This window comes from Nocardioides sp. T5 (assembly GCF_048161455.1).
Lineage (GTDB): Bacteria > Actinomycetota > Actinomycetes > Propionibacteriales > Nocardioidaceae > Nocardioides.
The window spans coordinates 4,403,189-4,427,230 of record NZ_CP182415.1 but is presented as its reverse complement, the minus strand read 5'-3'; the positions used below and the strand labels follow the sequence as shown (position 1 = coordinate 4,427,230).

The window sequence follows — 24,042 nt, the reverse complement described above, 5'->3', positions numbered from 1 at the left end:
GCTCAGGCCTCCCAGGCCGGACCCTGGCCACCGCAGCGCTCGAGGAGCCGGCGCCCGACGTGGCCGGCGTTGGCGAGGCGTACGTCCTCGGGGACCGGCGGAAGGTTCTCCTCCCAGTCGAGCAGGCAGGAGCCGCGCAGCTGTCCCATGCGGGCCGGCCGGCCGAAGAAGAACGGGTGGGCGTGGGCTCCGCCGTCGCCGTAGCGCCCGATGTGGCAGCGACCGACGCTCGGCAGCTCCTCGACCGCGGCCGTGACCCGCACCATCAGCACGCCCATCTCGGCAGCCATGTCGTCCGGCAGGTCGGCGATGTCGAAGTGCTCGACCGGCCGCAGGATCAGCGAGACCGGCAGCTTCATGTCGAGCGCGACGAGCAGCCAGCGCTCGTTGCGCCACGCGACCCGGGCAGCGCGCTCGGGCGGCATCGGCTCCTGGCAGAAGCAGTCGGCGGGGTCCTCGCCCTCCCGGGGCGGCTCGGCGTCCTGAAGGGGCTCCAGCGGCTTGATCCGCAGACCGTCGAGCTCGAACGGGAAGATGTCCCACCCGGGCATCTCCTCGATCGCCACCGGCAACCGGCCCTCGGCGTCGGTCGCCGCGGCGACGCGGGCGTGGAACTCTTCGGCGGTCTCCAGGCTCATGACCCCGAGTCAATCAGGCCGGCGCCGCAGTCGCGCGGGCCGGCGGGGGCACCGGGCGGGCCTCACCAGGGGGAGGGCTGGTAGTCCTTCACGAAGCAGCCGAAGAGGTCGGTGCCGGCCTCGCCGAGCACGATCGGGTCGTAGACGCGGGCAGCTCCGTCGACGAGGTCGAGCGGGGCGTGCCAGCCCTCGGCCGCGATCCGGAGCTTCTCGTGGTGGGGGCGCTCGTCGGTGATCCAGCCGGTGTCGACGGCGGTCATCAGGATGCTGTCGGTCTCGAACATCTCACCCGACGACGTACGCGTCATCATGTTGAGCGCCGCCTTGGCCATGTTGGTGTGCGGGTGGCCGGGACCCTTGTAGCGCCGCGAGAACTGGCCCTCCATCGCCGACACGTTGACGACGTACGCCCGCCCCGAGGTCGCGGCCGACGCGGCGGCCGCGAGGGCCGGGCGCAGCCGCGAGACCAGCAGGAACGGCGCGATCGAGTTGCACAGCTGCACCTCGAGCAGCTCCAGCGGGTCGACCTCGCCGACGGTCTGGGTCCACGAGTTGGTCAGCTGGACGTCGGGCAGCAGGCCGCCGGCGTCGACGGCGGTGCCGGCGAGGTGCGCGTCGAGCGAGGCGTGCCCGGCCTTGAGGGCGAGCGCGGTCAGCGTCGCCGCGTTGTGCACCGCCGCCGCGTGCTCGGTCGACTCCCCCTCGTGGTGGGCGACGGGCGTCGGGGCCAGGGCGCCGGCGATGGCGGCCGGGTGGGCCTCGGAGACGTGGTCGAAGGTCACCAGCTCCGGCACCGAGTCGGTCGGGAGGGGCAACGACTCGGCCTCGACGAGCGGGGCGTAGGCGCCCGGCGTGCGGCGTACGGTCTGGCACGCGTTGTTGATGAGGATGTCGAGCGGGCCCGCGGCCGCGACGTCGTCGGCGAGCGAGATCACCTGCGTGGGGTCGCGCAGGTCGATGCCGACGACCTTGAGCCGGTGGATCCACTTGTCGCTGTCGGGCAGCGCGCTGAAGCGACGCACCGCGTCCTTGGGGAAGCGGGTCGTGATCGTGGTGTGGGCGCCGTCGCGGAGCAGGCGCAGCGCGATGTACATCCCGATCTTCGCGCGCCCACCGGTGAGCAGCGCGCGCTTGCCCGTGAGGTCGGTGCGCTGGTCGCGCTTGGCGTGGCTCATCGCCGCGCAGGAGGGGCAGAGCCAGTGGTAGAACGCGTCGACGAGGGTGAAGTCCTGCTTGCAGATGTAGCACCCGCGCGCCGTCATCAGCTCGCCGGCGAACGCACCCGTCGCCGTGGAGACCAGCGGGATGCCGGCGGTCTCGTCGTCGATGCGCATCGGCGAGCCGGTCGCGGTCCGCTCGATGATCTCGCGGTCGTGCGCCAGCTCGGCGGCGCGCTTGGCGAGCTTGCGCTCGGCCTTGATCGACTTGTACATGTGCGACGCGGCCCGCTTGACCGTCACGTGGTCGGGGTGGTCCCCGGGCAGGTGGTGGAGCGAGGCGAGCACCCGGAGCGTCGTCGCGAGGTCGTCGGGGTCGATGCCCTCGGGCGTCGGCTGGTGCTGCTGGTCCACCGGAGGAGGGTACGGCGACCGACGCGGGTCGGTGGAAACGCGGACGGGCCGGTGCCCGGCTCAGGCCTCGCGGGCCGGGGAGCCGTTGATGCGCACCCGGTCGGCGCGCATGCCGTGCTCGACGCCCCACAGCACGGCCCGCGAGCGCGAGTCGACGTCGATCTTGCGGTAGGCCGAGCGGATGTAGGACTTGATCGAGTTGAGCGACAGCAGCGTGCGCTCGGCGATCTCCTGGTTGCTCAGGCCCATCGTGATCAGCGAAAGCACCTCGGCCTCGCGCGCGGTGAGGCCCTCCTCGCGGCCGGGCCAGTCGCCGCCGACGAGCGGCGAGCGGCCTCGCGAGGGCGAGACGACGAGCTGCCCCGACGAGATCGCCGTGACGGCGTCCACGAGGCGGGCGGCCGGGAGGCTCTTGGACAGGTAGCCGCGGACGCCCTGGCTGAGCGTGTCGCGGGTCAGCCACGGCTGGAAGTTCCACGTGTAGACCGCGACGGAGCGCACCTGCGGGCTCTCGACGAGGTGGCGTACGGCGGGACCGTTGCCCTGACCCATCCCGAAGGTGTCGTAGAGGGCGACGTCGACCGGCTGGGCGACGGGCTTGCCCGCCACCAGCTCGACCACCTCGACGCGGTGGCCGTAGCTGCGCATCATCGCGTCGAGGCCGCGGACGACGACCTCGTCGTCGTTGACCAGCGCGACTCGAATGACCATGGGGTCAAGGTACTGCTGTTTGCGCCTCGTGGACCCGTCGTTCCACCGACTTGAGAGGATCCTGATGTCTCGCCGGCGGCGAGCCCACCCCTGCGGCGGGTGCGTCCGGAGGCCGGCCCTCGGCCCGGGTCAGGGGCAGCAGGGGTCGAAGCGGAAGCCGACGCCCCGGATGGTGCGGATCCACTGGTTGCTCCCGGCCGCGCTGCGGAGCTTGCGGCGCAGGTTGGCCAGGTGGACGTCGACGACGTGGGTGCTGTCGGGGACGAAGTCGCTCGCCCACACCGCGCGCATCAGCTCCTCGCGGGGCACCACGACGCCGGGGTGGCCGACGAGGTGGGCGAGCAGGTCGAACTCGGTGCGGGTGAGGTCGACCTCGCGCCCCGACACCAGCACCTCGCGCGAACCGCGGTTGAGGGTCAGGTCGCTGCAGCCGTCCATGCTCGTCGGGTCGGCGTCGGGCACCGGGTCCGCCACGGGCGGGGCTGCCGTCACGGCTGTGGCGGGGCCGGGCTCGCTGCTGCGCGGACGCCGGAAGAGCGCGGCCACCCGGGCCTGCAGCTCGCGCATCGAGAACGGCTTGACCAGGTAGTCGTCGGCGCCGACCTCGAGCCCGATGAGGCGGTCCACCTCGGCGGTGCGGCCGCTGACGACGATGACGTAGCAGTCGCTCACGGTGCGGATCTGCCGGCAGACCTCCACCCCGTCGATGTCGGGCAGGGTGAGGTCGAGCGTGACCAGGTCGGGACGCGCCTCACCGATGACGGTCAGCGCCTCCCCGCCCGTACGCGCGACGGTGACGTCGAAGCCGGCCTGGTCGAGCAGCTGGGAGATGGCGTCGCCGACATCGTGGTCGTCCTCGACGACCACGGCTGTCCGTGCGTTCATCATCCGTCAGCTCCCCAGTGGTTGACCGTTCACCTACCCTGCCGCACGCAGGTTCAAACAGTGCGGGCACGGTCGCGCTCCCCACCTGCAGCCGATCGTAGGCGGCGGCAGGTGGGAAGCGTGGTCGAACGGGGTGCAGCACCCCCCTACGAGGGGGTCACGCGTCCCGCTGGAGCCGCGTCAGAAGTCCAGGCCCCGGGCCCAGTCCTCCGAGTCGATCCGGGCGACGAGGTAGGGACCCCCGCCGGCGCGACGGTCCTGCTGGTCCTCGCCCTCACGGTCCATCCGGTAGCCGATGCCGCGGATCGTGTGGATCCAGGTGGCGTCGGAGTGACGGCGCAGCTTGCCGCGCAGGTTGGCCACGTGCACGTCCACGAGGTGGTGGTCGTGGGTGAGCGCGCTGCTCCAGATCGCGAGCACCATCTCCTCACGGGTGCACACCCGCGAGAGGTGCGTCGCGAGGTACTCCAGGACGTCGTACTCGATGCGGGTCAGGTCCACGATCGTGCCGTCGACCTGCACCTCGCGGCGGGCGGAGTTGATGACCAGCCCCGCTCCCGCGGAGATCGTGGTCGGGTCGTCCACCGGCCGGGACGGGCTCGGGACCTGCGGCCCGCGGCCGTTGACCGGCTCCTCGACCGCCGTCGCCGTGCGCGGCCGGCGGAACAGCGCCGCCACGCGTGCGCGCAGCTCGCGTGGCGAGAACGGCTTGAGGACGAAGTCGTCCGCCCCGACCTCGAGGCCGATGAGCTTGTCGACCTCGTCGGACCGCGCCGACACGATGACGATGTAGCAGTCGCTGGTCTCGCGGATGCGCCGGCACACCTCGATGCCGTCCATGTGCGGCAGCGTCAGGTCGAGCGTGACCAGGTCGGGCGGGTCGGCTGCTGCGGCGCTCACCGCCTGGCGTCCGTCCGGCGCCGAGGTGACGCGGAAACCCGCCCCCTCGAGGGTCTCCACCAACGCCGACGAGATGTCCGGATCGTCCTCGACGACCAATGCATGTAGCTCTTGCACGTCAAACCCCCACAATTTGCGAAAGGCAAGGGCCCCACGCCCTCGCCGAGACACCGCCCGAACGGTGTCGCTCGATGTTAATCCCATCAACGGCACAGAACTAGGACAGGTCTGAGGGACGAACAGCCTGTCTAGACCGGGCTGATCTGACGGAATCCGAGGCGGGACGACACGCCGAGATGCGGTTTCCTCGACTCAGCCGAGGTCCATCGCGCGGTTGACCCAGACATGGTCGACGACCATCCCGACACGCTCGTACATCGGCAGCGCTCCCGTGCGCGAGTCGGTGCTGAGCTCGGAGGTGCGCGTGCCGTGCTCGCGGCCCCGGGCGAAGGAGTCGACGAGCAGCGCCTGGGCGATACCGCGGTTGCGCTGGTCGCGCCGGACGGCGAGCCGGTCGACGTACGCCGTCGCGCCGTCGTCGGAGACCAGGACCAGCGAGACGCCGACCACGGCCCCCTCGGGGTCGAGGGCCACGCGCAGGTTCCACGGCTCGAAGCCGGGCCGGCCGGAGGTCGCGGCGGCGAAGTCCTCGAACGGCTCCCGCTCGCGCACCGACCACTCCAGGAAGGCGTCCTCGAGGACGTCGTGGGCGGCCGGCAGCTCGTCCGGCTCGGCGGTGCGTACGACGTAGCCCTCCGGCAGCGCGCGCTCGGGGATGGTCGCGCCCTCGGGCAGCTTGAGCACCCAGCTCGTCCACCGCACGCGGAAGCCGAGCTGCTCGAGCAGCCGGTCGCCCGGCGAGCCCTGCGGCACGGGCATCCCGACGACGGGGGAGCCCAGGCTGCGGCCGAGGTCGACGAGCCAGTGGGCCAGCCAGGTGCCGATGCCGCGACCGCGGTGGGAGGGCAGCACGGAGGTGTCGGCGCGGTCGACGCCCATCAGCTCGGCGTACGCGACGAGGGTGTCGCCGTCGAGGACGCCGACCGAGCGGGCGGCCAGGTCGTGGCTGGGCTTGGCCCAGTCGCTGACGATGTCGGCCTCCTCGATGGCGACCTGCCCGATGTCCTCGAGCTCCTGCGCCGCCATCAGCACGAAGACGGCGTGGGCGTCGGACTTCTGCAACGGCCGCGTGGTGAGTCCCTCGGGCAGATCCGGCATCGCATCTCGCATGGGGGGAGTGTGCTTGCTCACGTGGGGGGTTGTCGCGCGGGTATCCGGGCTCGGGGAATGTCGCGTTCCCGCCTGAGGCCCTACCGTTGGAGGGTGAGTGATGAGCAGCCCGACGCACCCCAGCAGACCTTCTCCGACCTCGGCCTCGCGCCGGAGGTCCTCAAGGCGTTGTCGGACGTCGGCTACGAGACTCCCTCGCAGATCCAGGCCCTGACCATCCCGCCGCTCCTCGAGGGGCGCCACGTCGTCGGCCTCGCCCAGACCGGCACCGGCAAGACGGCCGCCTTCGCGCTGCCGATCCTGTCGCAGCTCGACTTCTCGCAGAAGACGCCGCAGGCCCTCGTCCTGGCCCCGACCCGTGAGCTCGCGCTGCAGGTGTCTGAAGCCTTCGAGAAGTACGCCGCCCACATGAAGGGCGTGCGCGTGCTGCCCATCTACGGCGGCCAGGGCTACGGCGTGCAGCTCTCCGCGCTGCGTCGCGGCGTGCACGTCGTCGTCGGCACGCCCGGCCGCATCATGGACCACCTCGAGAAGGGCACGCTCGACCTGAGCGAGCTGCGCTTCCTCGTCCTCGACGAGGCCGACGAGATGCTCAAGATGGGCTTTGCCGAGGACGTCGAGACGATCCTCGCCGACACGCCGGACGACAAGCACGTGGCTCTCTTCTCCGCGACGATGCCGGCGCAGATCCGCCGGATCTCGAAGAAGTACCTCGCGGACCCGGTCGAGATCACCGTCAAGAACAAGACGACCACGTCTTCCACGATCACCCAGCGCTACCTGATCGTGTCCTACCCGCAGAAGGTCGACGCGCTCACGCGCATCCTCGAGGTCGAGAACTTCGAGGGGATGATCGTCTTCGTCCGCACCAAGAACGAGACCGAGACGCTCGCCGAGAAGCTGCGGGCCCGCGGCTACTCCGCGATGGCGATCAACGGCGACGTCGCCCAGGTGCAGCGCGAGCGCACGGTCAACCAGCTCAAGGCCGGCAAGCTCGACATCCTCGTCGCCACCGACGTCGCGGCCCGCGGCCTCGACGTCGAGCGGATCAGCCACGTCGTCAACTACGACATCCCCACCGACACCGAGTCCTACGTCCACCGCATCGGCCGTACGGGTCGCGCGGGCCGCAGCGGCGACTCGATCGCCTTCGTCACGCCGCGCGAGCGCCACCTGCTCCGCGCGATCGAGAAGGCCACCCGCCAGCCGCTGACCCAGATGCAGCTGCCGACCGTCGACGACGTCAACGCCACCCGCCTGACCCGCTTCGACGACCAGATCACCCAGGCGCTCACCCAGCCCGAGCGCATCGACTTCTTCCGCGACGTCGTGTCCCACTACGTCAGCGAGCACGACGTGTCCGAGGTCGACGTGGCCGCTGCCCTCGCCGCGGTGATGCACGGCGAGCAGCCGCTTCTGCTCGACCCCGAGCCCGAGCCGCGCTCGCGCTCCTTCGAGGAGCGCTCGAGCCACGGCGGCAAGGCCGACCGGGCACCGCGCGAGTCGCGCAGCGGCGCGCCGATGGCGGCGTACCGCATCGAGGTCGGCAAGCGGCACAAGGTCGAGCCGCGCCAGATCGTCGGCGCCCTGGCCAACGAGGGCGGGCTGTCGCGCGGCGACTTCGGCTACATCTCGATCAAGCCGGACTTCTCCGTCGTCGAGCTCCCCGCCGAGCTGCCCCCCGGCACGCTCGACCGGCTGTCCGGCACCCGGATCTCCGGCAAGCTCATCGAGATCAAGCCCGACAAGGGCCCCTTCCGCGGCCGTCCCGGCGGCGGGCACGGCGGCCAGGGTGGGCGCAAGGGCAGCGGTTACCAGGGCAAGAACCCCCGCTGACCGGGCGGTTCCTGCCCGTTCCCAAGACGTGACAACGCCCCCTCCCTCGTACGAGGAAGGGGGCGCTGGCGCGTAAAACAGGCAGGAAGTGCCCGGTGGGCGTCCGTGACGGGCACGAAGTGCCCGGTGGATCAGGCGTTGCGGATCGCCGAGACGTCGAACTCGAGCTTGATCTTCTCGGAGACGAGGACGCCGCCGGTCTCGAGGGCGGCGTTCCAGGTGAGGCCCCAGTCCTTGCGGTTGATGGTGGTCTCGCCCTCGAAGCCGACGCGGAGGTTGCCGAAGGGGTCGCGGGCCGAGCCGGTCTGCTCGAACTCGATCGTGACGGGCTTGGTCACGTCCTTGATCGTCAGGTCGCCGGTGACGGCCCAGTCGGAGCCGTCGCGCTTCACGTCGGTGGAGGTGAAGGTCATCGTGGGGTAGGTCTCGACGTCGAAGAAGTCGCCGGACTTGAGGTGGCCGTCGCGGTCGGCGCTGCCGGTGTCGACCGACGCGACCTGGATGGTGAGGTCGACCTTGGACGCCGAGGGGTTCGCCTCGTCGATGCGGGCGGTGCCCTCGAAGGCGCCGAACTGGCCGCGGACCTTGGTGACCATGGCGTGGCGGGCCACGAAGCCGAGGCGGCTGTGGCTGGTGTCGATGGTGTAGTCGCCAGTGATGTCGTCGATGGCGGTGGTGGGGGCGTCGAAACCGGTGGTCATGGGATCTCCTAGGTGCTGGTGGGCTTTGGTAGAACTTTCAATCACCATAACGGACGCATGGCCGACTTCATTCCCCGTCGGCGCGTCGAGCCCCGAAATGCCGACGAGCCACGCCCCGGTGGGGCGTGGCTCGTGCTGGTGACCTGGGTCAGGCGGCTCGGGTGACGACCGTGGTGGCGGTCGTCCAGCGCGCCTCCATGCGGGTGCGACCCGACGCATCCGTGACGGCGACCCAGGTGCACACCGGCGCGCCGGTCATCGACTGCTTGCTCATGTGACACCTCCTGTTCACCTCGTGTTCACCTAGGCTAGCACGTCCCCACCTGCGCACCACCTTTTCGCTGAGAAGGCGCGCGTTTCCCCCACCGGGAGGGCGCCAAGGCGCCCGGAGTGCCGCCTGACGCCCCACTTGGGACGCGTGGGACGCGCCTGACCGAGCCAGACAGACTCGGGAATGGCGATCCTTGCCCGATTTCGGGCAGGAAGTTGCCGTTCGGCCGGTCGACCATCCATCATCCTGGGGTGCCGGACCCCGCTCTCGTCGCCCACGTCGTCGCCACCACGTCGTTGACGCCGGGCGAGGCCGCCCGGGTGGTCGAGGACGTGATCGCCTTCCACGCCCAGCCGGTGGAGGACTACGTCCGGGCCCGCCACGCGAGCCTCAAGACGTACGGCGCCAAGAACCCCGAGATCTTCGCGCGCATCGCCGAGGAGCTCGCCCAGCGTGTCGTGGCCGCCCCGGAGCTCTCCGAGCGCCAGCTGCGACGCATCGTCTACGGATAGATCTACGGACAGGAAACGACCAACATGTGTGGAATCGTCGGCTACATCGGCCGTCAGGAGGCGGCCCCGGTCGTCCTCGAGGGGCTGACCCGGCTCGAGCACCGCGGCTACGACTCCGCGGGCGTCGCCGTCCTCGGCAACCGCGGCATCCGGGTGGCCAAGCAGGCCGGTCGGGTGCGTGACCTCGGCGGCGCGCTGCCCAAGCGATTCGCCGGCGCCACGGGCATCGGCCACACCCGCTGGGCCACCCACGGGCCGGCCACCGACGCCAACGCGCACCCCCACACCGACGAGGCGGGCCGGGTCGCGGTCGTCCACAACGGGATCATCGACAACTCCGCCGCGCTGCGTGCCGAGCTGACCGACGCCGGCATCGAGCTGGCCAGCGACACCGACACCGAGGTGCTCGCCCACCTCGTCGCCCGCAGCGACGCCGACACGCTCGAGGGCAAGGTCCGCGACGCCCTCGGCGCGGTGGTCGGGACCTACGGGCTCGCCGTGCTCCACGCCGACTTCCCCGACCGCATCGTCGCCGCCCGCAACGGCAGCCCGCTGCTGGTGGGCGTCGGCGACAAGGAGATGTACGTCGCCTCCGACCTCGCCGCGATCGTGCGGCACACCACGACCGTGGCGGTCCTCGACGACGGCGAGCTGGCCACCGTGACCGCAGCCGGCTTCAGCACGATGCGCCACCGCGACCTCGTCGCGACCGGCAAGACCGCCGCGCAGCTCGACGTCGACGCGGCGTCGTACGAGGCGGGCGAGCACGAGTCGTTCATGCGCAAGGAGATCCTCGAGCAGCCCGCGACCGCCCAGGCCGTGCTGCGCGGCCGGCTCGACGAGCGCTTCGGCACCGCCCACCTCGGCGGTCTCGACATGGACGCCCGCGAGCTGCGGGCCGTGCGCCGCGTGAAGATCCTCGGCTGCGGTTCCGCCTACTACGTCGGCCAGATGGGGGCCGCGCTGATCGAGGAGCTGGCCCGCATCCCGGCCGACGCCGAGGCGGCGAGTGAGTTCCGCTACCGCGACCCGGTCATCGAGCCCGACACCCTCTACGTCGCCGTCAGCCAGTCCGGCGAGACCATCGACACCCTGCTGGCCGTGCAGGAGGTACGCCGCAAGGGCGGGCGCTGCGTCGGCCTGGTCAACGTCGTCGGGTCGGCGATCGCCCGCGAGTGCGACGGCGGGATCTACCTGCACGCCGGACCGGAGGTCGCCGTCGCCAGCACCAAGGCGCTCACCAACATGTTCCTCGCCTTCGCCCTGCTCGCGCTGCAGCTGGGCCGGGTGCGCGACCTGTCCATCGCCGACGGCAAGCGCCTGGTCGCCGGGCTGGAGAAGCTGCCCGGGCAGATCGAGGAGGTCCTCGCCGGCGAGCCCGACCTGGTCGAGGTGGCCAAGGGCCTCGCGGAGGCGCGCAGCCTCTTCTTCATCGGCCGGGTGCGCGGCTTCCCGGTGGCCCGTGAGGGCGCGCAGAAGTTCAAGGAGATCAGCTACCGCCACGCCGAGGCCTACCAGACCTCCGAGCTCAAGCACGGCCCGCTGGCGCTCATCGACCCCGAGGTGCCGACCGTCGCGATCGTGCCCCACGACGAGCTGGCCGAGCGCAACGTCGGCGCGCTCCACGAGATCGAGGCGCGCAAGGGGCCGCTCGTGGTCATCACCCACGAGGACGTCGACCTCGGGGAGGTCAGCGCCCGCCGGATCGTCGTACCCCGCAACGAGCCCGAGCTCGACCCGATCCTGCTCAACGTCCCGCTCCAGCTGCTGGCCTACCACGCGGCCCAGCACCTCGGTCACGACATCGACAAGCCGCGCAACCTGGCCAAGTCGGTCACCGTCGAGTGAGCCGGAAACCCGCTACCCAGGCCTGAAATGGACTGGGCGCCCCTTGCCGCATGGGGTCGGCAAGGGGCGCGCCGTGGAGAACCTTCCCACCCGCTCCACGACTTGTCCGTGGATCGATGGAAGTGCCGACGGATTTTGCTGTCGGCTGCGTCACGTGCCCTGATGAGCCTTCTCCAGGTGCTGCCCGGACGCCGGCCCAGGGTGGGTCGGGTGGTTCAGGGTGAGGTGAGGGTGAGGTCGAGGCTGCCGACTGCGCCGGGAGGAACGGCGAGGAGCGCCCAGGGCTGGGACGGGCCGGTCCAGTACGACGCCGGCACGACCCGGCTGAGGGTGGAGGGGGTCATCGTGACGCCGCTGGCGTCACAGGCCTTGTCCCACCCGCAGTCGTAGGCCCACGGGAGGTGTGGCACCGCGGTCATCTCCCACGACCCCAGCGTCGGCGTGGCGCCGGTGACCGCGAGGTTCGGGCGGGTCGGGAGCGCGCGACCGCTGCTGTCGTAGGTCGGAGTCCACTGGTAGCGGCCGATCACCCACTGTCCCGGTGAGGTAGCGGTGTAGGTCACGGGAGCTCCGTCGAGGGTCAGGTCGGGGGCCACCACGGCAGCCCGGATGCGGAGCGTCACCGGCTGCTCGGTCTCGGGATGGTCGGCGGAGACGGTCATCGTGTAGCGGCCGGTGCTCGGCAGCACCCAGGCGCCGCGCATCGTGCACCCCGAGTTGACGTTCATGGAGTTGCAGCCGGCGACCACGGCGTCGAGCAGCTCCTTGCCGTCCGGCTTCACGATGCGCACCTGTCGACTGGTGTCGTTCGCGAGGTTGCCTGCTGCGTCGAGGAGCTCGGCGTAGATCCACTGCCCGGCGTTGCCGTCGAACGCGACCTCGTGGGTCGTGCTGCCGGTGCCCGCCCTCGGCATGGCGATGGCGGCGCCGTCGACCTGGGCGGCGTGCTCAATGGCGAGGGTGGTGTCGACCCAGCCACCGGGCGGCAGCACGACCCAGTGGCGTCCGACCGCTCGCAGCTCGACACCGGCGGTGGTGACCGTCGAGGTACGGCGTTCGGGCCCGACCAGCGTGGCGGCCGCACCGGGCGTGACCCCGACGCGCTGACGGGGCGCGACCCGTACGGGCACGAGGTGGGTGACGCTCTTGCGAGAGCCGATGGTGCTGCGCACCCCGGGAACCGCCGCGTCGTGCTTGACGACGCGGCGGACCTGGAGCCGGACCCTGGCCTTCTCCTGGTTGCGGCACGGCTTGTTGATCGCGGCGTACGTCCCGGTGCGGGGCAGGCGCCAGTAGCCCTGGGTCCACGGCTTCACGACCTTGCCGCGGCTGCGCAGGACGCGGCCGCCGCACTGCTCGGTGGCGTCGACGCGGGCGAGGTTGACCAGTTGGCCCTTGCGGCCGGTGAAGGTCAGCCGCACCTTGCGCGTGGTCGTGGCGCGCACGGGCTTGTGGCCCAGCTTCACCTCCCGCGTCTTGGTGGTGGCGGCCGCGCGCTGGTCCGTAGCGGGCGCGGCCTGCGCGGTGACCGCCTGGGCAGGCAGGAGCAGGGCGAGCGCAACCGCGCAGCCCCCGAGACGACGAAGCAGGGGATCCCCCATCACTGCTGCTCGGCCGACCTGGTGACGCTCAGGTCGAGACTGCCGGTGGCGCCCGGAGGAACGGCGAGGATCGCGACGGACGCGTTCGCAAAGGCGTCCCACGGTGCCGGCGACGTGAGCGTCGTCGGGCTCATCGTGAAGGCGTTGGGCGGCTCGTGGATGCCGAAGCACCTGACCATGTCGACCGAGGGGTTGCACGGGCCGTAGCCGCTCACGGTCCTGGCCCGCCAGTCGCCGAGCGGGCCGGTGGCGTTGCTCAGGGTGACGGTGGCACCCGAGCCGCCCGATTCCTGGCGCGGCAGCTCGGGGAGCTCGCCGACGACCCACTGGCCGGGCGTGGGCACGGTGTAGGTCACCGCGGGGCCGTCGACGGTGGCGGGCAGGGCTCGCGCGGCGCTGCGAACTCGGACCGACACGTCGGTGGTGTCACCCGGGGTGATCGGCAGCGAGACGACGTAGCTGCCGGCGGCTGGGAGCTGGGTCACCAGGCAGCTGCCCGGAGATCCGGGGCATTCGACCGGCACGGCGGGGAGGAAGTACTCGGCGGGCCCGGACTGCCCGGCCGGCGCGACGTTGTACAGGCGGTGCTGATAGGCGGGCTGGCCGGTCGTCGCCGAGGTGATCTCCGCGTAGACCCACTGACCTGCAGTGCCGGTGAAGGACAGGCGCGCGTAGCGACCGGCGGGGACCACCGTCGCCGGGCCGTCGACGCCAACGGTGCGCACGGTCGTCGCGGCGAGCGACACCCGGGTCCCTGGCTCCACCTCGACGAAGTAGCGACCGCTGCGACTGGCCGCGTCGACCCCGGAGGCACCGGAGGCGTCCGGCACGGCGAACCCGGGCTCGCCGGGCGCCACGTCGCGCGTGGTCGACCGGTCGGGGCGGATGAGGGCCAGCCGGCCGCCACCGCCGAGCGAGACGCGCTCGTCGACACCGACGCGGAACGGCACCAGGTGGGTCACCCGCGTGCTGCGGCCCACGGCGACAGAGGCGCCGTCGAGCAGGCGGTCCTCGCGAACCACCTTGCGGACCTGGAGGCGGATCTTGGTCTTGTCCTGGTTGCGGCAGGGCTTGTTGATTGCGGTGTACGCGCCGGTGCGGGGCAGGCGCCAGTAGCCCTGCGCCCACGGCTTCACGACCTTCCCGCCGCGGCGCAGGACGCGGCCGCCGCACTGCTCGGTGGCGTCGACGCGGGCGAGGTTGAGCAGCTGGCCCTTGCGGCCCTTGAAGGTCAGCCGCACCTTGTGCGCGGTCGTGGCGCGCACAGGCTTGTGGCCCAGCTTCACCTGCCGCGTCTTGGTGGTGGCGGCCGCGCGCTGGTCCGCAGCGGGCGCGGCCTGCGCGGTGACCGCCTGGGCAGGCAGGAGCAGGGCGAGCGCAACCGCGCAGCCCCCGAGACGACGAAGCATGGGATCCCCCGATCAGGTCGGCGCACCGTTGCGCACGACAGGGAGACGCTACCCCTGCGCGGATGGTTGCGACGCGACCGCCAGCGCCCGCCGGGCCAGGGGTTCGGCAGCCGCACGGTCCTCGGCGATCAGCCCCACCCGCGTACGCCGGTCCAGCAGGTCGCCGACGTCGTGCGCGCCCTCGTGGGTGACGGCGAAGACCAGCTCGGCCAGCGTCACCAGGACGTCCTCGGACACCGGGGCGAGCAGCTCGTCGTCGCCCAGCCCCGTGGCCTCGCGGGCGGTGGCGAGCACGAGGTCGGCGTCGGTGCCGAAGCGTCGTACGAGCCGGGCGGGCGCGGTCGAGCGACGCAGCTCGTCCGGGGGTGCCGCGCCGAGCAGGGGGAGGGACGCGGTGCGGCAGGGGCCGGCGTGGGGGAGCCTGCCTGCCAGCGTGTCGAGGGTGTCCTGCGCCATCCGGCGGTAGGTGGTGAGCTTGCCGCCCACGACCGTCGTGACGCCCGTGGCCGAGGTGAGGATGGCGTGCCGGCGCGACAGGTCGGAGGTCGCGTCGGCGCCCGCGACCTCGAGCAGCGGCCGCAGGCCGGCGAAGGCGCCGACGACGTCAGCCCGCGTCGGCGGGGCGGTGAACGCGGAGGCCACCACGCCGAGCAGGAAGTCGATCTCGCCGTCGCTCGGCTGCGGCACGTCGGGCACGGGTCCGCTGACCGGCTCGTCGGTGAGGCCGACGTAGATCGTGCCGTCTGGCTGGGGCAGGACCATCGCGAAGCGCGCGCTCGTGCCGGGGATCGGCACCATCACCGCGACCCGGGTGTGCGGCAGCGCCGACCCGCGCAGGACGAGGTGGGTGCCGCGGCTCGGCCGCAGTCGCACCTGCGCGTCGAGGTCGCCGGCCCAGACGCCGGTCGCGTTGACGACCGCTCGCGCGCGGACGTCGTACGACGCCCCGGTGAGCTCGTCGCGCACCGTGACGGCGGTGCCGGTCGCGGCGGTCACGCGGGCCCGCGTGCGCACGTGGGCGCCGTACGACGCCGCGGTGCGCGCCACCGTGACGACGAGACGGGCGTCGTCCTCGAGCTGCCCGTCCCAGGCGAGCAGCCCGCCCCGGAGCGTGTCGGCGCGCAGCGCGGGCGCGAGGCCGAGCGCCTCGGTGGCGTTGAGCCGGCGGGGGCGGGGGAGCGTCCGCGTGGTGGTGTGCGCGCTGCGGCGGAGGACGTCGCCGGCCTGCAGCCCGCCCCAGGTGAAGGCGGTCCGGCTGCGGGGCATCGCGTCGTTGAGCGGGGTCAGCATGGGCAGGGGGTGGACGAGGTGCGGGGCCGTGGTGCCCATCAGGATGCCGCGCTCGACGGCGCTCTCGTGGGCGATGGCGAGCTGGCCCTGGGCGAGGTAGCGCAGGCCGCCGTGGACGAGCTTGGACGACCAGCGCGACGTGCCGAAGGCCAGGTCGCGGGCGTCGACGGCAAGCACCGTCAGGCCGCGGGTGGCGGCGTCGAGGGCGACCCCCGCGCCGGTGATGCCGAGGCCGACGACCACCACGTCGACCTCGGCGGGGACGCCCGCCAGGCCGGGGGTGATCCGGCGCTCCATCAGGGCTCCAGCGTCCGGGTGATCAGGCGGGCGTACTCCGCGTCGAGGTCGGCCAGCTCGACGTGCGCGTCGGTCATCGTGAGCGCCGAGAAGACGAAGCCGTGCCCGGCCAGCGTCAGCGACCGGGCGATGAGGACCGGGTCGCCGGGACGGATCGCGCCGGCGGCCTGGCCGGACTCGATCTCGGCGGCGAGGATCTCGACCAGCGCCTCCTGTGAACGGCCGCGGCGGTGGAGCAGGTAGGGCAGCATCAGGTCGGGGTCGAGCTCGACGATCCGGACGAAGAGCTCGTTGTCGCGCAGCGCCCGGACCGTCGACAGCGCGGCGGCGGCGATGCCGTCGGGGGTCGTCGTGTCGGCTGCGGCGACGCGGGTCGCGGCGGCGATGCCGACCCACTCGCGGGTCATCAGGTCGCCGAGCAGCGACCCCATGTCGGGCCACGCGCGGTAGATCGTCATCCGGGAGACGCCGGTCCGCTTCGCGACCTCGGTGAGCGTCGTACGCCGCCAGCCGACGTCGAGGATGCAGTCGCGGGCGGCGTCGAGGTAGCCGTCGAGTCGCGGGTCCCCGGCCGACCGGCCCTTCTGCTGCTGGGTGTGACGAAGTGACGACATCTGTCACACTGTAACGCATGCCTCCAGAGCCGACCGTCGAGATGCACCCGCAGCGCTGGGGCGACCCCGCGGCCGCCACCGTCCTGCCCGACTCCGCGCTCGGGCTCGTCGAGCTGGCCTTCGGGCTGCAGGACCGTCCGCCGGTCGAGGGCGCGACGCCGCCGGCATGTGCCCTGGACGACGCGCTTCTCGACGGCCTCCGGGCGGTCGTCGGCGCCGAGCACGTGCTCACCGACGACGCCACGCGGACCCTGCGCACGAGGGGCAAGTCCACCCCCGACCTGCTGCGCGCCCGCGCCGGCGACCTCGACGACGCACCCGACGCCGTCGTCCGGCCCGACGGGCACGGCGAGGTGGAGGCCGTCCTGGCCTGGGCGGTCGAGAACCGGGTGGCGGTCGTGCCGTTCGGCGGTGGCACCTGCGTGACCGGCGGGCTGGCCGCGCGCCGCGAGGGCTTCGTCGGCGTGGTCAGCCTCGACCTGGTGCGGATGAAGCGGCTGCTCGCCGTCGACGAGGTGTCGATGACCGCGACCCTCGAGCCGGGCCTGCGCGGCCCCGAGGCCGAGGCGCTGCTCGCCGAGCACGGCCTGACACTGGGGCACTACCCGCAGTCCTTCCGGCATGCCTCGATCGGCGGCTTCGCGGCCACCCGCTCGAGCGGGCAGTCGAGTGCGGGCTACGGCCGGTTCGACGCGATGGTCGTCGGTCTCACCGCGGCGACGCCGACCGGGTCACTGACCCTCGGGTCGTCGCCGGCCAACGCCGCCGGGCCCGACCTGCGTCAGCTGCTGCTGGGCTCGGAGGGCGCCTTCGGCGTCATCACCTCCGTCACGCTGCGCGTGCGACGCGCGCCCGCCGTGACGTCGTACGAGGGCTGGCGGTGGCCGTCATTCGACGCCGGCTCCGACGCGATGCGCACCCTCGCCCAGGCCGGGCTGCTGCCGACCGTGCTGCGGCTCTCGGACGAGTCCGAGACGGCGATCAACCTCGCCGACCCCTCCTCCATCGGCGGCGCCGAGGACCCCGGCTGCCTGATGGTCACCGGCTACGAGGGCACCGAGTCCTTCGTCGAGGCGCGCCGAGCGGCCGTCGCCGCGGTCCTCGCCGACCTCGGCGGCACCCCGCTCGGCACCGAGCCGGGGGAGAAGTGGGCGCACGGTCGCTTCGACGGGCCCTACCTCCGCGACGCGCTCCTCGACCACGGCGTGCTCGTCGAGACCCTCGAGACCGCGACCTTCTGGTCGAACCGCGAGCGGTTGCACGCCGACGTACGCGCTGCGCTCACCGCCGCACTCGGCGACGGGTCGCTGGTGCTGTGCCACGTATCGCACGTCTACGAGACCGGGTGCTCGCTCTACTTCACCGTCGCCGCCCGGGAGGCCGAGGACCCCCTCGCCCAGTGGCAGGCAGCGAAGGCTGCAGCCAGCGACGCCATCCTCGCCGCGGGCGCCACGATCACCCACCACCACGCCATCGGCACCGACCACAAGCCGTGGTTCGCCCAGGAGATCGGTGACGTCGGCGTGCGGGTGCTGCGCGCCGTCAAGGCCGAGCTCGACCCGGTGGGGGTCCTCAACCCGGGGGTCCTCATCCCCTGACCCGACTCGTCGGCTCCGCCATCGGGGTATCTAGGGACGATCCGGTAGGCCTGCGGGCCGATCGACCTACCGGTTCGTCCCTAGATACCGGGGCTGGGCGGGGGCGGGGCGGTCAGGCGGTCGCGATGGCCCTACCGATATCTGAGGACGTGGTGGTCGTCAGAGCTGGCGTTCACCGACCACGGTGTCCTCAGATATCGACGCAGGCGACGCGGACCGGGTCTGAAACGTTACATGCGCGAAATGAGGCCCGCCCTCGACGGACATGCGCGGCTCATAGGAATGCAGGGCGTTCACCCACCCTCGTTCGAAAGGCCCTCGATCCTCCATGCCCTCTGTCACCCCCGGGCGCCGCGCCGCCCGTCTGGTCGCCCTGCCGGCGGCCGCGTCGGTCGCCGTCGGCGCCCTCGCCGTCACACCCGCCACCCAGGCGCTGACCAGCGTCGCCACCGACAACGGCGCGACGATCAACATCAACGACGCCCGTCGGCCCGGCCTCGACACCGGCTCGATCCGCAACGTCAGCGGGTCCCGGCTGGAGGGCTTCGGCAACCTCTTCGTCCACGTCGACGCACCCGCCGGCGCGGAGCCGCGGATGAACGACCAGATGATGCGCGGTTTCGGGCTGACAGCGGTCAGCCCCGGCTCGTACGCCTCGACGAAGTCCGTCCGCCTCGGCGACGTGCTCATGACGCGCAAGGTCCAGGTGGCCAGCGCGAGCAGCACCACGAGCTTCTTCGACACCTTCACCAACGCCTCGACCGAGCCGGTGACCCTCGAGGTGTCCTTCGGCGGTTCGCTGGGTTCCGGCCTGACGGCGACGACGAGTCCCAACAAGGCCACGATCAGCGCCTCGGGAAGCGGCGACGCGGCCGTCGACCCGGCCGACACGTGGATCGCCGCGACCACCCCGGGCAACACCCGCCCGACCGGCGTCGTCGTCGGCACCGGGGTCGACTCGCTGGGCGACCAGCAGTCCAACCCGTTCGAGACCGCCTACGTGCCGACCGGCAGCCGCGCGAACGACCTGGGCTTCATCCGCACCCTCACCGTCGAGCCCGGCGCCACCGAGTCGCTGCTGCAGCACGTCGTCGTGGGAGCCCTCGGCGACACCTCCCAGATCGTGACGGACACCCAGGCGCTGGCGACGACGCCCGATCTCTCGGCGCTCACGATCGACGAGATCTGCACCCTGCAGAACGTCGACCTCTCGTCGTACGCCGCTGCCTGCACCGGCGCCGAGCCGCTGAAGCTGCCGGCCGCCGACGCCGAGGTCGAGCACACCACCGACGTCGCCTACGACGTCACGGGCAAGACCATCGCCGAGCTCCAGGCGGACATGGTCGCGGGCAAGGTCACCTCGATGCAGGTCACCAAGGCCTACCTGGACCGGATCGAGGCCTACGACGACGGTGCCCTCGGCTTCCACTCGTTCATCACCGTCGCGAAGGACGCCGTCGCCCAGGCGATGGCCGCCGACGAGGCCCGCAGGGCGGGTCGCACCGGAGACCTGCTGGGCATCCCGATCGCGCTCAAGGACATCTACGACACCCGGGACATGCCCACCTCCGGCGGCACGCTCGCACTGAAGGACTGGGAGCCGAAGAAGGACGCCTGGCAGGTCGCCAAGCTCCGCGAGGCCGGCGCGGTCATCATCGGCAAGACCGTGCTCTCGGAGTTCGCCAACTCCGGCTCCTTCAGCGAGAGCGGCTTCAAGCAGGTCTGGAACGCGCTCTACCCGTCCAAGACGTCGTTCGGCTCCAGCGGCGGCTCGGCCACCGCGGTCGCCGCGGACCTCGCGGCCGCGGCGATGGGCACGCAGACCGGCGTCTCGCTCTACGCCCCGTCGACCGGCGCCAGCCTGACGACCTTCCGCGGCACCGACGGCCTTGCCAGCACCAACGGCGTCATGCCGCTGACCTGGGCGACGGACTACGCCGGCCCGATGGCCAAGTCGGTCACCGACGTCGCGTCACTTCTGGACGCCACGTCGAGCCGCACGACCGGCAACAACCCCGACGACCTGCTCACCAGCCGCGTCGACAACAGCCTGCGCCCGGCGGAGTGGAAGTCGTCGCTCAAGGCCGACGCCCTCGAGGGCAGGGTCATCGGCTACGTGCCGACCGCCTTCGCCTCCAACGCGATCGTCGACGACAGCGCTGGTGCGGTCGCGCTGGCCGACGCCCGGGCAGCCATCGAGGCGGCGGGCGGCACGCTCGTCGCCCTGCCCGCGGGGGCCGCGATCGCGCCCACCAACCCGCCTGCCGCGAGCTTCCCGACCTCGGGCAGCGCCGGCTCGGAGGGCTGGGAGCGCTACATCGCGGAGGAGCGCCCGGCGACCTTCCCGATGACCGCCGAGCAGCTGCTGGAGAACCCCGCCAACCTGCCCTACAACGTCTCCGGCAACTACAACTACAACCCGATGGACGACGCGAGCGTCGCCAACCTGCTGGCCCGTCGGGACGCCTACAAGGTCAACGCCGCGTCCTGGATGGACACCGCGTTCGGTCCGTCGGTCGACGCGGTGATCTACCCCGGCTTCCTCACCAGCATCGGCAACAACGACGCGGCCTCGGCGATCATGAGCTCCGATCGCGCCTCGGGCGTCATCACCCAGGGCCCCGGCCTGCCGACAGCCATCCTGCCGATCGGTTCCAACGACGAGGGCCAGTCCAACAACGTGCAGATCGTCGGCCGGGCCTGGGACGACGCCGCGGTGCTGGGCTACGCCTTCGCCGTCGAGCAGCAGGCCAGGGCCGCTGTGCAGACCGAGTTCGCCCCCGCCCTGGCCTGGAGCGGGCCTGCCGCGTCGACGACCTCGGTGAGCCTCGGCGCCACCGCGACGACGTACGGCACCCCGACCACCGCGACCGTGACCGTCGCGGCGGACGCCGCGGTCGCCGGCACCGTCTCGGTGGAGGTCGCAGGGGCGAGCGTCTCCGGGGCTCTCGCGGGTGGCGTCGCCACCCTCACTCTCCCGGCCACCACGCCCGTCGGCACCCACCTGGTGACGGCGACCTACGGCGGCTCCCCGACGGTCGCCGCGAGCGTCGCCACCGCGACGGTCAAGGTGACGCGGGCCGCGCCGAGCGTCACCGCCAGGCTCGTCAAGGCGAAGGTCAAGGAGGGCGTTAAGGCCAGGGTCCGGGTCGCGATCGGCTCCACCGCCACCTCGACGGTCCTGGTGTACGACGGCCGCAAGGTGATCCGCACCCGCTCGGTGACCGGGAGGAAGACGCTCACGCTGCCGAAGCTCAAGGTCGGCAAGCACCGCATCCGGGTCCACGTTGTCGCGACTGAGGAGTACGCCGCAGCCAGCAGCCGGACCCTGAAGTTGAAAGTCGTCAGGAAGAAGGGCAAGAAGAAGCGGTAGCTCGCACAGCCGCTGGTTGAGCAGGGCGCCCGGAGCCCTGCTCAACCAGCGGTCAGGCGAAGGACCAGACGAGGAGCTCGGTCTGCTCGCTGGCGCGGACCGTGCGCCCCGGCTCGTCGGTGAGGCGCACGGCGTCGCCCGCGCGCAGGTCGAGCCCGTCGAGCGAGACGCCCCCGGTGGCCGCGAAGACGTGCTGGCGCGGGTCGTCGGGGAGCGTCACCGACTCACCGGGGGACAGCCGCGCGAGCAGCAGCCGAGCGCCGGTCGTCCCGATCGGCAGTCCGTCGCCGCCCGCCACCTCCACCAGTCCGGACGACGACGGCGGCGCCTCGCCCAGGGCGTACGACGGCACGGCCCCCGGCGCGGACGGGGTGAGCCAGGCCTGGACGAACCCGCAGCGCCCCGACTGCGCGTCGGCGACCTCGCTGTGGCGGACGCCGGTGCCGGCGGACAGGACCTGGGCGCGGCCGGCCTCCACGACGTGACGGCCGCCGGCGACGTCGGTGTGCACGAGCGCCCCCTCGAGGACCCAGGTGACGATCTCGAGCTCGGTGTGCGGGTGCTCGGGGTAGCCGGCGACGTCCGCGGCGGACGGATCGAGGCGGTCGTCGTTGTGGCAGACGAGCGGTCCGAAGCCCAGGTTCGCGGGGTCGTAGTGGGGCCCGAACGAGAAGGAGTGCCTGGTCAAGCGCCCCTTGACAGTGTCCGACGACCTGTCTGAACCGGCGTACAGGGCCATGCTCATGCCGATATCTTCGCGGATGTGCCACCCCCGCATGCAGACCCCCCGCAGGACTTCCCCCTGCTCCCTCCCGGCTTCCGCTTCGGCACCAGCACGGCGAGCTACCAGATCGAGGGTGCGGTCGCCGAGGACGGCCGAGGCCCGAGCATCTGGGACACCTTCACCGCGGAGCCGGGACGCGTCGCCGACGGCAGCAGCGGCGCGGTCGCGTGCGACCACTACCACCGCGTCGACGAGGACGTCGCGCTGATGAAGGAGCTCGGCACGGGCGGCTACCGCTTCTCGATCGCCTGGCCCCGGATCCAGCCGACGGGCCGCGGCCCGGCCAACGAGAAGGGTCTGGCGTTCTACGACCGGCTCATCGACACGCTGCTCGCCAACGGCCAGGAGCCGATGGTCACGCTCTACCACTGGGACCTCCCGCAGGCGCTCGAGGACGACGGCGGCTGGCTCAACCGCGACACCGTGGAGCGCTTCGCGGAGTACGCCGCCATCGTCGGCGAGCGGTTCGCCGACCGCGTGGCGCACTGGATCCCGGTCAACGAGCCCAACGTCGCCTCGATCCTGGGCTACGGCCTCGGCACCCACGCCCCCGGCAAGGCGATGCTGTTCGACTGCCTCCCGGCCGCCCACCACCTGCTCCTCGCCCATGGCCGCGCCGCCATCGAGCTGCGCCAGGCCGGGGCGACGTCGATCGGGTGCGCCAACAACCACGCCCCGATCTGGCCCGCCAGCGACGACGACGCCGACGTCGGGATGAGCAAGATCTTCGACGCCCTCTGGAACGGCACGTTCCTCGAGCCGATGCTCCTCGGGCGCTACCCCGTCGACCTGATGCCGCTCTTCGAGGGCGTGATGGCCGACGGCGACCTGGCCACGATCCGGCAGCCGCTCGACTTCTACGGCGTCAACTACTACAACCCGTTGAAGGTCGCGGCCGCCGACGAGGACTCCGAGATCCCCTTCGACCTGCGCGAGGTCGTCGGCTACCCGACCACCGACTTCGGCTGGCCGATCGTCCCCGACGCGCTGCGCGAGTGGCTGGTCATGTTCCGCGCCCGCTTCCGCGCCGCCCTGCCGCCGATCGTGATCACCGAGTCCGGCTGCAGCTACAACGTCGGCCCCGACGCGGACGGCGTCGTCGACGACCAGGCGCGCATCGACTACCTCCGCGCCCACGTCAACGCCGTCTCCGAGGCCATCCAGCGCGGCGTCGACGTCCGCGGCTACTACTGCTGGTCGCTCATGGACAACTTCGAGTGGGCCGAGGGCTACACCCAGCGCTTCGGCCTGGTGCACGTCGACTACGAGACGCAGCAGCGGACTCCCAAGAAGTCGTTCCACTGGTACGCCGACCTGATCAGGGCCCAGCCCCAGCACCTCTGAGGCAGATGTCTGAGGACGCCACGCACGTGGTGGAGGGCCCGACCCGTCCACGACGTCCTCAGATATCGGGTGGTTGACTTCCGCCATGGCCGACGAGCGTCCCGTCCCCGACCGCCCCGTGCCCGACCGTCCGGGGGCGCCCGGCGCGGAGGGCGGCTTCTCCGGGGGCCGGTCGAGCAACCACGGGATGACGTGGATCGCGCTGGTCCTGCTGCTGGTGATGCTCGTCGTGGTCGGGTGGCGGCTCTTCGACTTCTGGGACAGCCGGCAGCCGCCGTCGGGCGTCGAGACGCAGCAGGCGACGGTGGTCGGGTTCGAGGAGCTCGGCCCGAGCCGGGCCGGCCAGCAAGCGACGGAGTACTCCTCGGTCGTCTTCGAGCTGCCCGACGGCGAGCAGGCCTCCGCCCTCTACGAGCTGCGCCCCCTCGGCGACGTCGAGAAGGGCGACGAGATCACCGTCTACGAGCAGGGCGGCGAGTGGCGTACGACGGTCGAGCGGGCGTGGGGATCGACGCTCGCGTGGGCGGTCGGCTTCGTCGTGCTGCTCGCGATGGTCGTCGGCTGGTTCCGGGTCAGGTCGCGGGCGAAGAAGGCCGGATCGCCCGTCTGATCGCGCGTTCCGGGGTTTG

Annotated in this window: 20 protein-coding genes; 7 read left to right on the top strand and 13 right to left on the bottom strand. The window is 72.1% G+C overall.

Annotated features, from left to right (window positions below; all coding sequences use genetic code 11):
* Positions 1 to 2 precede the first annotated feature (2 nt).
* From ACNKF0_RS21660 to ACNKF0_RS21635, 6 genes are all read right to left on the bottom strand, one after another.
* A complete protein-coding gene (locus ACNKF0_RS21660) occupies positions 3 to 638 on the bottom strand; it encodes a hypothetical protein (protein ID WP_416954825.1) in 636 nt (211 codons plus the stop codon).
* Positions 639 to 700: 62 nt separating this feature from the next.
* Positions 701 to 2,209, bottom strand: a complete 1,509-nt coding sequence (locus tag ACNKF0_RS21655) for an SDR family NAD(P)-dependent oxidoreductase (RefSeq protein WP_416954824.1) — start codon at positions 2,207 to 2,209, stop codon at positions 701 to 703.
* 60 nt (positions 2,210 to 2,269) lie between these two features.
* Entirely contained in the window at positions 2,270 to 2,920 is a 651-nt protein-coding gene (locus ACNKF0_RS21650) for a response regulator transcription factor (RefSeq protein ID WP_172257108.1), read from the bottom strand.
* A 129-nt stretch (positions 2,921 to 3,049) separates the two neighbouring features.
* Positions 3,050 to 3,805: a response regulator transcription factor gene (locus ACNKF0_RS21645; protein WP_416954823.1), complete on the bottom strand. Its 756-nt coding sequence runs from the start codon at positions 3,803 to 3,805 to the stop codon at positions 3,050 to 3,052.
* 180 nt (positions 3,806 to 3,985) lie between these two features.
* Complete coding sequence (locus ACNKF0_RS21640; RefSeq protein ID WP_416954822.1) at positions 3,986 to 4,822, bottom strand: response regulator transcription factor; 837 nt, start codon at positions 4,820 to 4,822, stop codon at positions 3,986 to 3,988.
* A gap of 195 nt (positions 4,823 to 5,017) precedes the next feature.
* A complete protein-coding gene (locus ACNKF0_RS21635) occupies positions 5,018 to 5,935 on the bottom strand; it encodes a GNAT family N-acetyltransferase (RefSeq protein WP_416954821.1) in 918 nt (305 codons plus the stop codon).
* A 93-nt stretch (positions 5,936 to 6,028) separates the two neighbouring features.
* On the opposite strand from ACNKF0_RS21635, the gene ACNKF0_RS21630 reads away from it, so the two are divergent.
* Positions 6,029 to 7,771: a DEAD/DEAH box helicase gene (locus ACNKF0_RS21630; protein WP_416954820.1), complete on the top strand. Its 1,743-nt coding sequence runs from the start codon at positions 6,029 to 6,031 to the stop codon at positions 7,769 to 7,771.
* Between the two features lie 131 nt (positions 7,772 to 7,902).
* Here ACNKF0_RS21630 and ACNKF0_RS21625 read toward each other — a convergent pair whose 3' ends face one another.
* Positions 7,903 to 8,472, bottom strand: coding sequence for a YceI family protein (locus ACNKF0_RS21625; protein WP_416954819.1), 570 nt, complete (start codon positions 8,470 to 8,472; stop codon positions 7,903 to 7,905).
* Positions 8,473 to 8,620: 148 nt separating this feature from the next.
* The gene (locus tag ACNKF0_RS21620) at positions 8,621 to 8,746 is read right to left on the bottom strand and encodes a hypothetical protein (protein ID WP_299926766.1); all 126 of its coding nucleotides are present in this window, start codon (positions 8,744 to 8,746) and stop codon (positions 8,621 to 8,623) included.
* A gap of 248 nt (positions 8,747 to 8,994) precedes the next feature.
* Here ACNKF0_RS21620 and ACNKF0_RS21615 point away from each other — a divergent pair, with 248 nt between their 5' ends.
* Together ACNKF0_RS21615 and glmS are read left to right on the top strand one after the other, a co-directional pair.
* Complete coding sequence (locus ACNKF0_RS21615) at positions 8,995 to 9,255, top strand: hypothetical protein (protein WP_299926764.1); 261 nt, start codon at positions 8,995 to 8,997, stop codon at positions 9,253 to 9,255.
* A gap of 24 nt (positions 9,256 to 9,279) precedes the next feature.
* Entirely contained in the window at positions 9,280 to 11,103 is a 1,824-nt protein-coding gene (gene glmS, locus ACNKF0_RS21610) for a glutamine--fructose-6-phosphate transaminase (isomerizing) (protein WP_416954817.1), read from the top strand.
* Between the two features lie 215 nt (positions 11,104 to 11,318).
* Here glmS and ACNKF0_RS21605 read toward each other — a convergent pair whose 3' ends face one another.
* Genes ACNKF0_RS21605 through ACNKF0_RS21590 form a run of 4 tightly spaced genes read right to left on the bottom strand, consistent with a single transcriptional unit; the run spans position 11,319 to position 16,314 of the window.
* Positions 11,319 to 12,704, bottom strand: coding sequence for a hypothetical protein (locus ACNKF0_RS21605; protein ID WP_416954816.1), 1,386 nt, complete (start codon positions 12,702 to 12,704; stop codon positions 11,319 to 11,321).
* Positions 12,704 to 14,113 (bottom strand): hypothetical protein, encoded by a 1,410-nt coding sequence (locus tag ACNKF0_RS21600; protein ID WP_416954815.1) that lies wholly within the window; start codon positions 14,111 to 14,113, stop codon positions 12,704 to 12,706. Before ACNKF0_RS21600 ends, ACNKF0_RS21605 begins: the two co-directional genes overlap by 1 nt.
* A gap of 48 nt (positions 14,114 to 14,161) precedes the next feature.
* The gene (locus ACNKF0_RS21595) at positions 14,162 to 15,700 is read right to left on the bottom strand and encodes a glycerol-3-phosphate dehydrogenase/oxidase (RefSeq protein ID WP_416954814.1); all 1,539 of its coding nucleotides are present in this window, start codon (positions 15,698 to 15,700) and stop codon (positions 14,162 to 14,164) included.
* Positions 15,700 to 16,314 (bottom strand): TetR/AcrR family transcriptional regulator, encoded by a 615-nt coding sequence (locus ACNKF0_RS21590; protein WP_416954813.1) that lies wholly within the window; start codon positions 16,312 to 16,314, stop codon positions 15,700 to 15,702. The genes ACNKF0_RS21595 and ACNKF0_RS21590 overlap by 1 nt, the downstream gene beginning before the upstream one ends.
* A gap of 17 nt (positions 16,315 to 16,331) precedes the next feature.
* Here ACNKF0_RS21590 and ACNKF0_RS21585 point away from each other — a divergent pair, with 17 nt between their 5' ends.
* Positions 16,332 to 17,912 carry an FAD-binding oxidoreductase gene (locus tag ACNKF0_RS21585; RefSeq protein WP_416954812.1) on the top strand — a complete coding sequence of 527 codons (1,581 nt, stop codon included), beginning with the start codon at positions 16,332 to 16,334 and terminating at the stop codon, positions 17,910 to 17,912.
* Positions 17,913 to 18,240: 328 nt separating this feature from the next.
* Positions 18,241 to 21,285, top strand: a complete 3,045-nt coding sequence (locus tag ACNKF0_RS21580; protein ID WP_416954811.1) for an amidase family protein — start codon at positions 18,241 to 18,243, stop codon at positions 21,283 to 21,285.
* A gap of 52 nt (positions 21,286 to 21,337) precedes the next feature.
* Here the strand turns inward: ACNKF0_RS21580 and ACNKF0_RS21575 are convergent, their stop codons facing one another.
* Positions 21,338 to 21,973: a pirin family protein gene (locus tag ACNKF0_RS21575; protein ID WP_416954810.1), complete on the bottom strand. Its 636-nt coding sequence runs from the start codon at positions 21,971 to 21,973 to the stop codon at positions 21,338 to 21,340.
* A gap of 75 nt (positions 21,974 to 22,048) precedes the next feature.
* On the opposite strand from ACNKF0_RS21575, the gene ACNKF0_RS21570 reads away from it, so the two are divergent.
* Together ACNKF0_RS21570 and ACNKF0_RS21565 are read left to right on the top strand one after the other, a co-directional pair.
* Positions 22,049 to 23,413 (top strand): GH1 family beta-glucosidase, encoded by a 1,365-nt coding sequence (locus tag ACNKF0_RS21570; RefSeq protein WP_416954808.1) that lies wholly within the window; start codon positions 22,049 to 22,051, stop codon positions 23,411 to 23,413.
* Positions 23,414 to 23,498: 85 nt separating this feature from the next.
* Complete coding sequence (locus ACNKF0_RS21565) at positions 23,499 to 24,023, top strand: hypothetical protein (RefSeq protein ID WP_416954806.1); 525 nt, start codon at positions 23,499 to 23,501, stop codon at positions 24,021 to 24,023.
* Positions 24,024 to 24,042 lie beyond the last annotated feature (19 nt).

Coding starts and splice junctions, on each gene's coding strand:
- ACNKF0_RS21585 (WP_416954812.1), top strand. CDS start 16,332: ATGCCTCCAGAGCCGACCGTCGAGATGCACCCGCAGCGCTGGGGCGAC.
- ACNKF0_RS21580 (WP_416954811.1), top strand. CDS start 18,241: ATGCCCTCTGTCACCCCCGGGCGCCGCGCCGCCCGTCTGGTCGCCCTG.
- ACNKF0_RS21600 (WP_416954815.1), bottom strand. CDS start 14,113: ATGCTTCGTCGTCTCGGGGGCTGCGCGGTTGCGCTCGCCCTGCTCCTG.
- glmS (WP_416954817.1), top strand. CDS start 9,280: ATGTGTGGAATCGTCGGCTACATCGGCCGTCAGGAGGCGGCCCCGGTC.
- ACNKF0_RS21645 (WP_416954823.1), bottom strand. CDS start 3,805: ATGAACGCACGGACAGCCGTGGTCGTCGAGGACGACCACGATGTCGGC.
- ACNKF0_RS21660 (WP_416954825.1), bottom strand. CDS start 638: ATGAGCCTGGAGACCGCCGAAGAGTTCCACGCCCGCGTCGCCGCGGCG.
- ACNKF0_RS21625 (WP_416954819.1), bottom strand. CDS start 8,472: ATGACCACCGGTTTCGACGCCCCCACCACCGCCATCGACGACATCACT.
- ACNKF0_RS21620 (WP_299926766.1), bottom strand. CDS start 8,746: ATGAGCAAGCAGTCGATGACCGGCGCGCCGGTGTGCACCTGGGTCGCC.
- ACNKF0_RS21635 (WP_416954821.1), bottom strand. CDS start 5,935: ATGCGAGATGCGATGCCGGATCTGCCCGAGGGACTCACCACGCGGCCG.
- ACNKF0_RS21595 (WP_416954814.1), bottom strand. CDS start 15,700: ATGGAGCGCCGGATCACCCCCGGCCTGGCGGGCGTCCCCGCCGAGGTC.
- ACNKF0_RS21590 (WP_416954813.1), bottom strand. CDS start 16,314: ATGTCGTCACTTCGTCACACCCAGCAGCAGAAGGGCCGGTCGGCCGGG.
- ACNKF0_RS21565 (WP_416954806.1), top strand. CDS start 23,499: ATGGCCGACGAGCGTCCCGTCCCCGACCGCCCCGTGCCCGACCGTCCG.
- ACNKF0_RS21650 (WP_172257108.1), bottom strand. CDS start 2,920: ATGGTCATTCGAGTCGCGCTGGTCAACGACGACGAGGTCGTCGTCCGC.
- ACNKF0_RS21605 (WP_416954816.1), bottom strand. CDS start 12,704: ATGGGGGATCCCCTGCTTCGTCGTCTCGGGGGCTGCGCGGTTGCGCTC.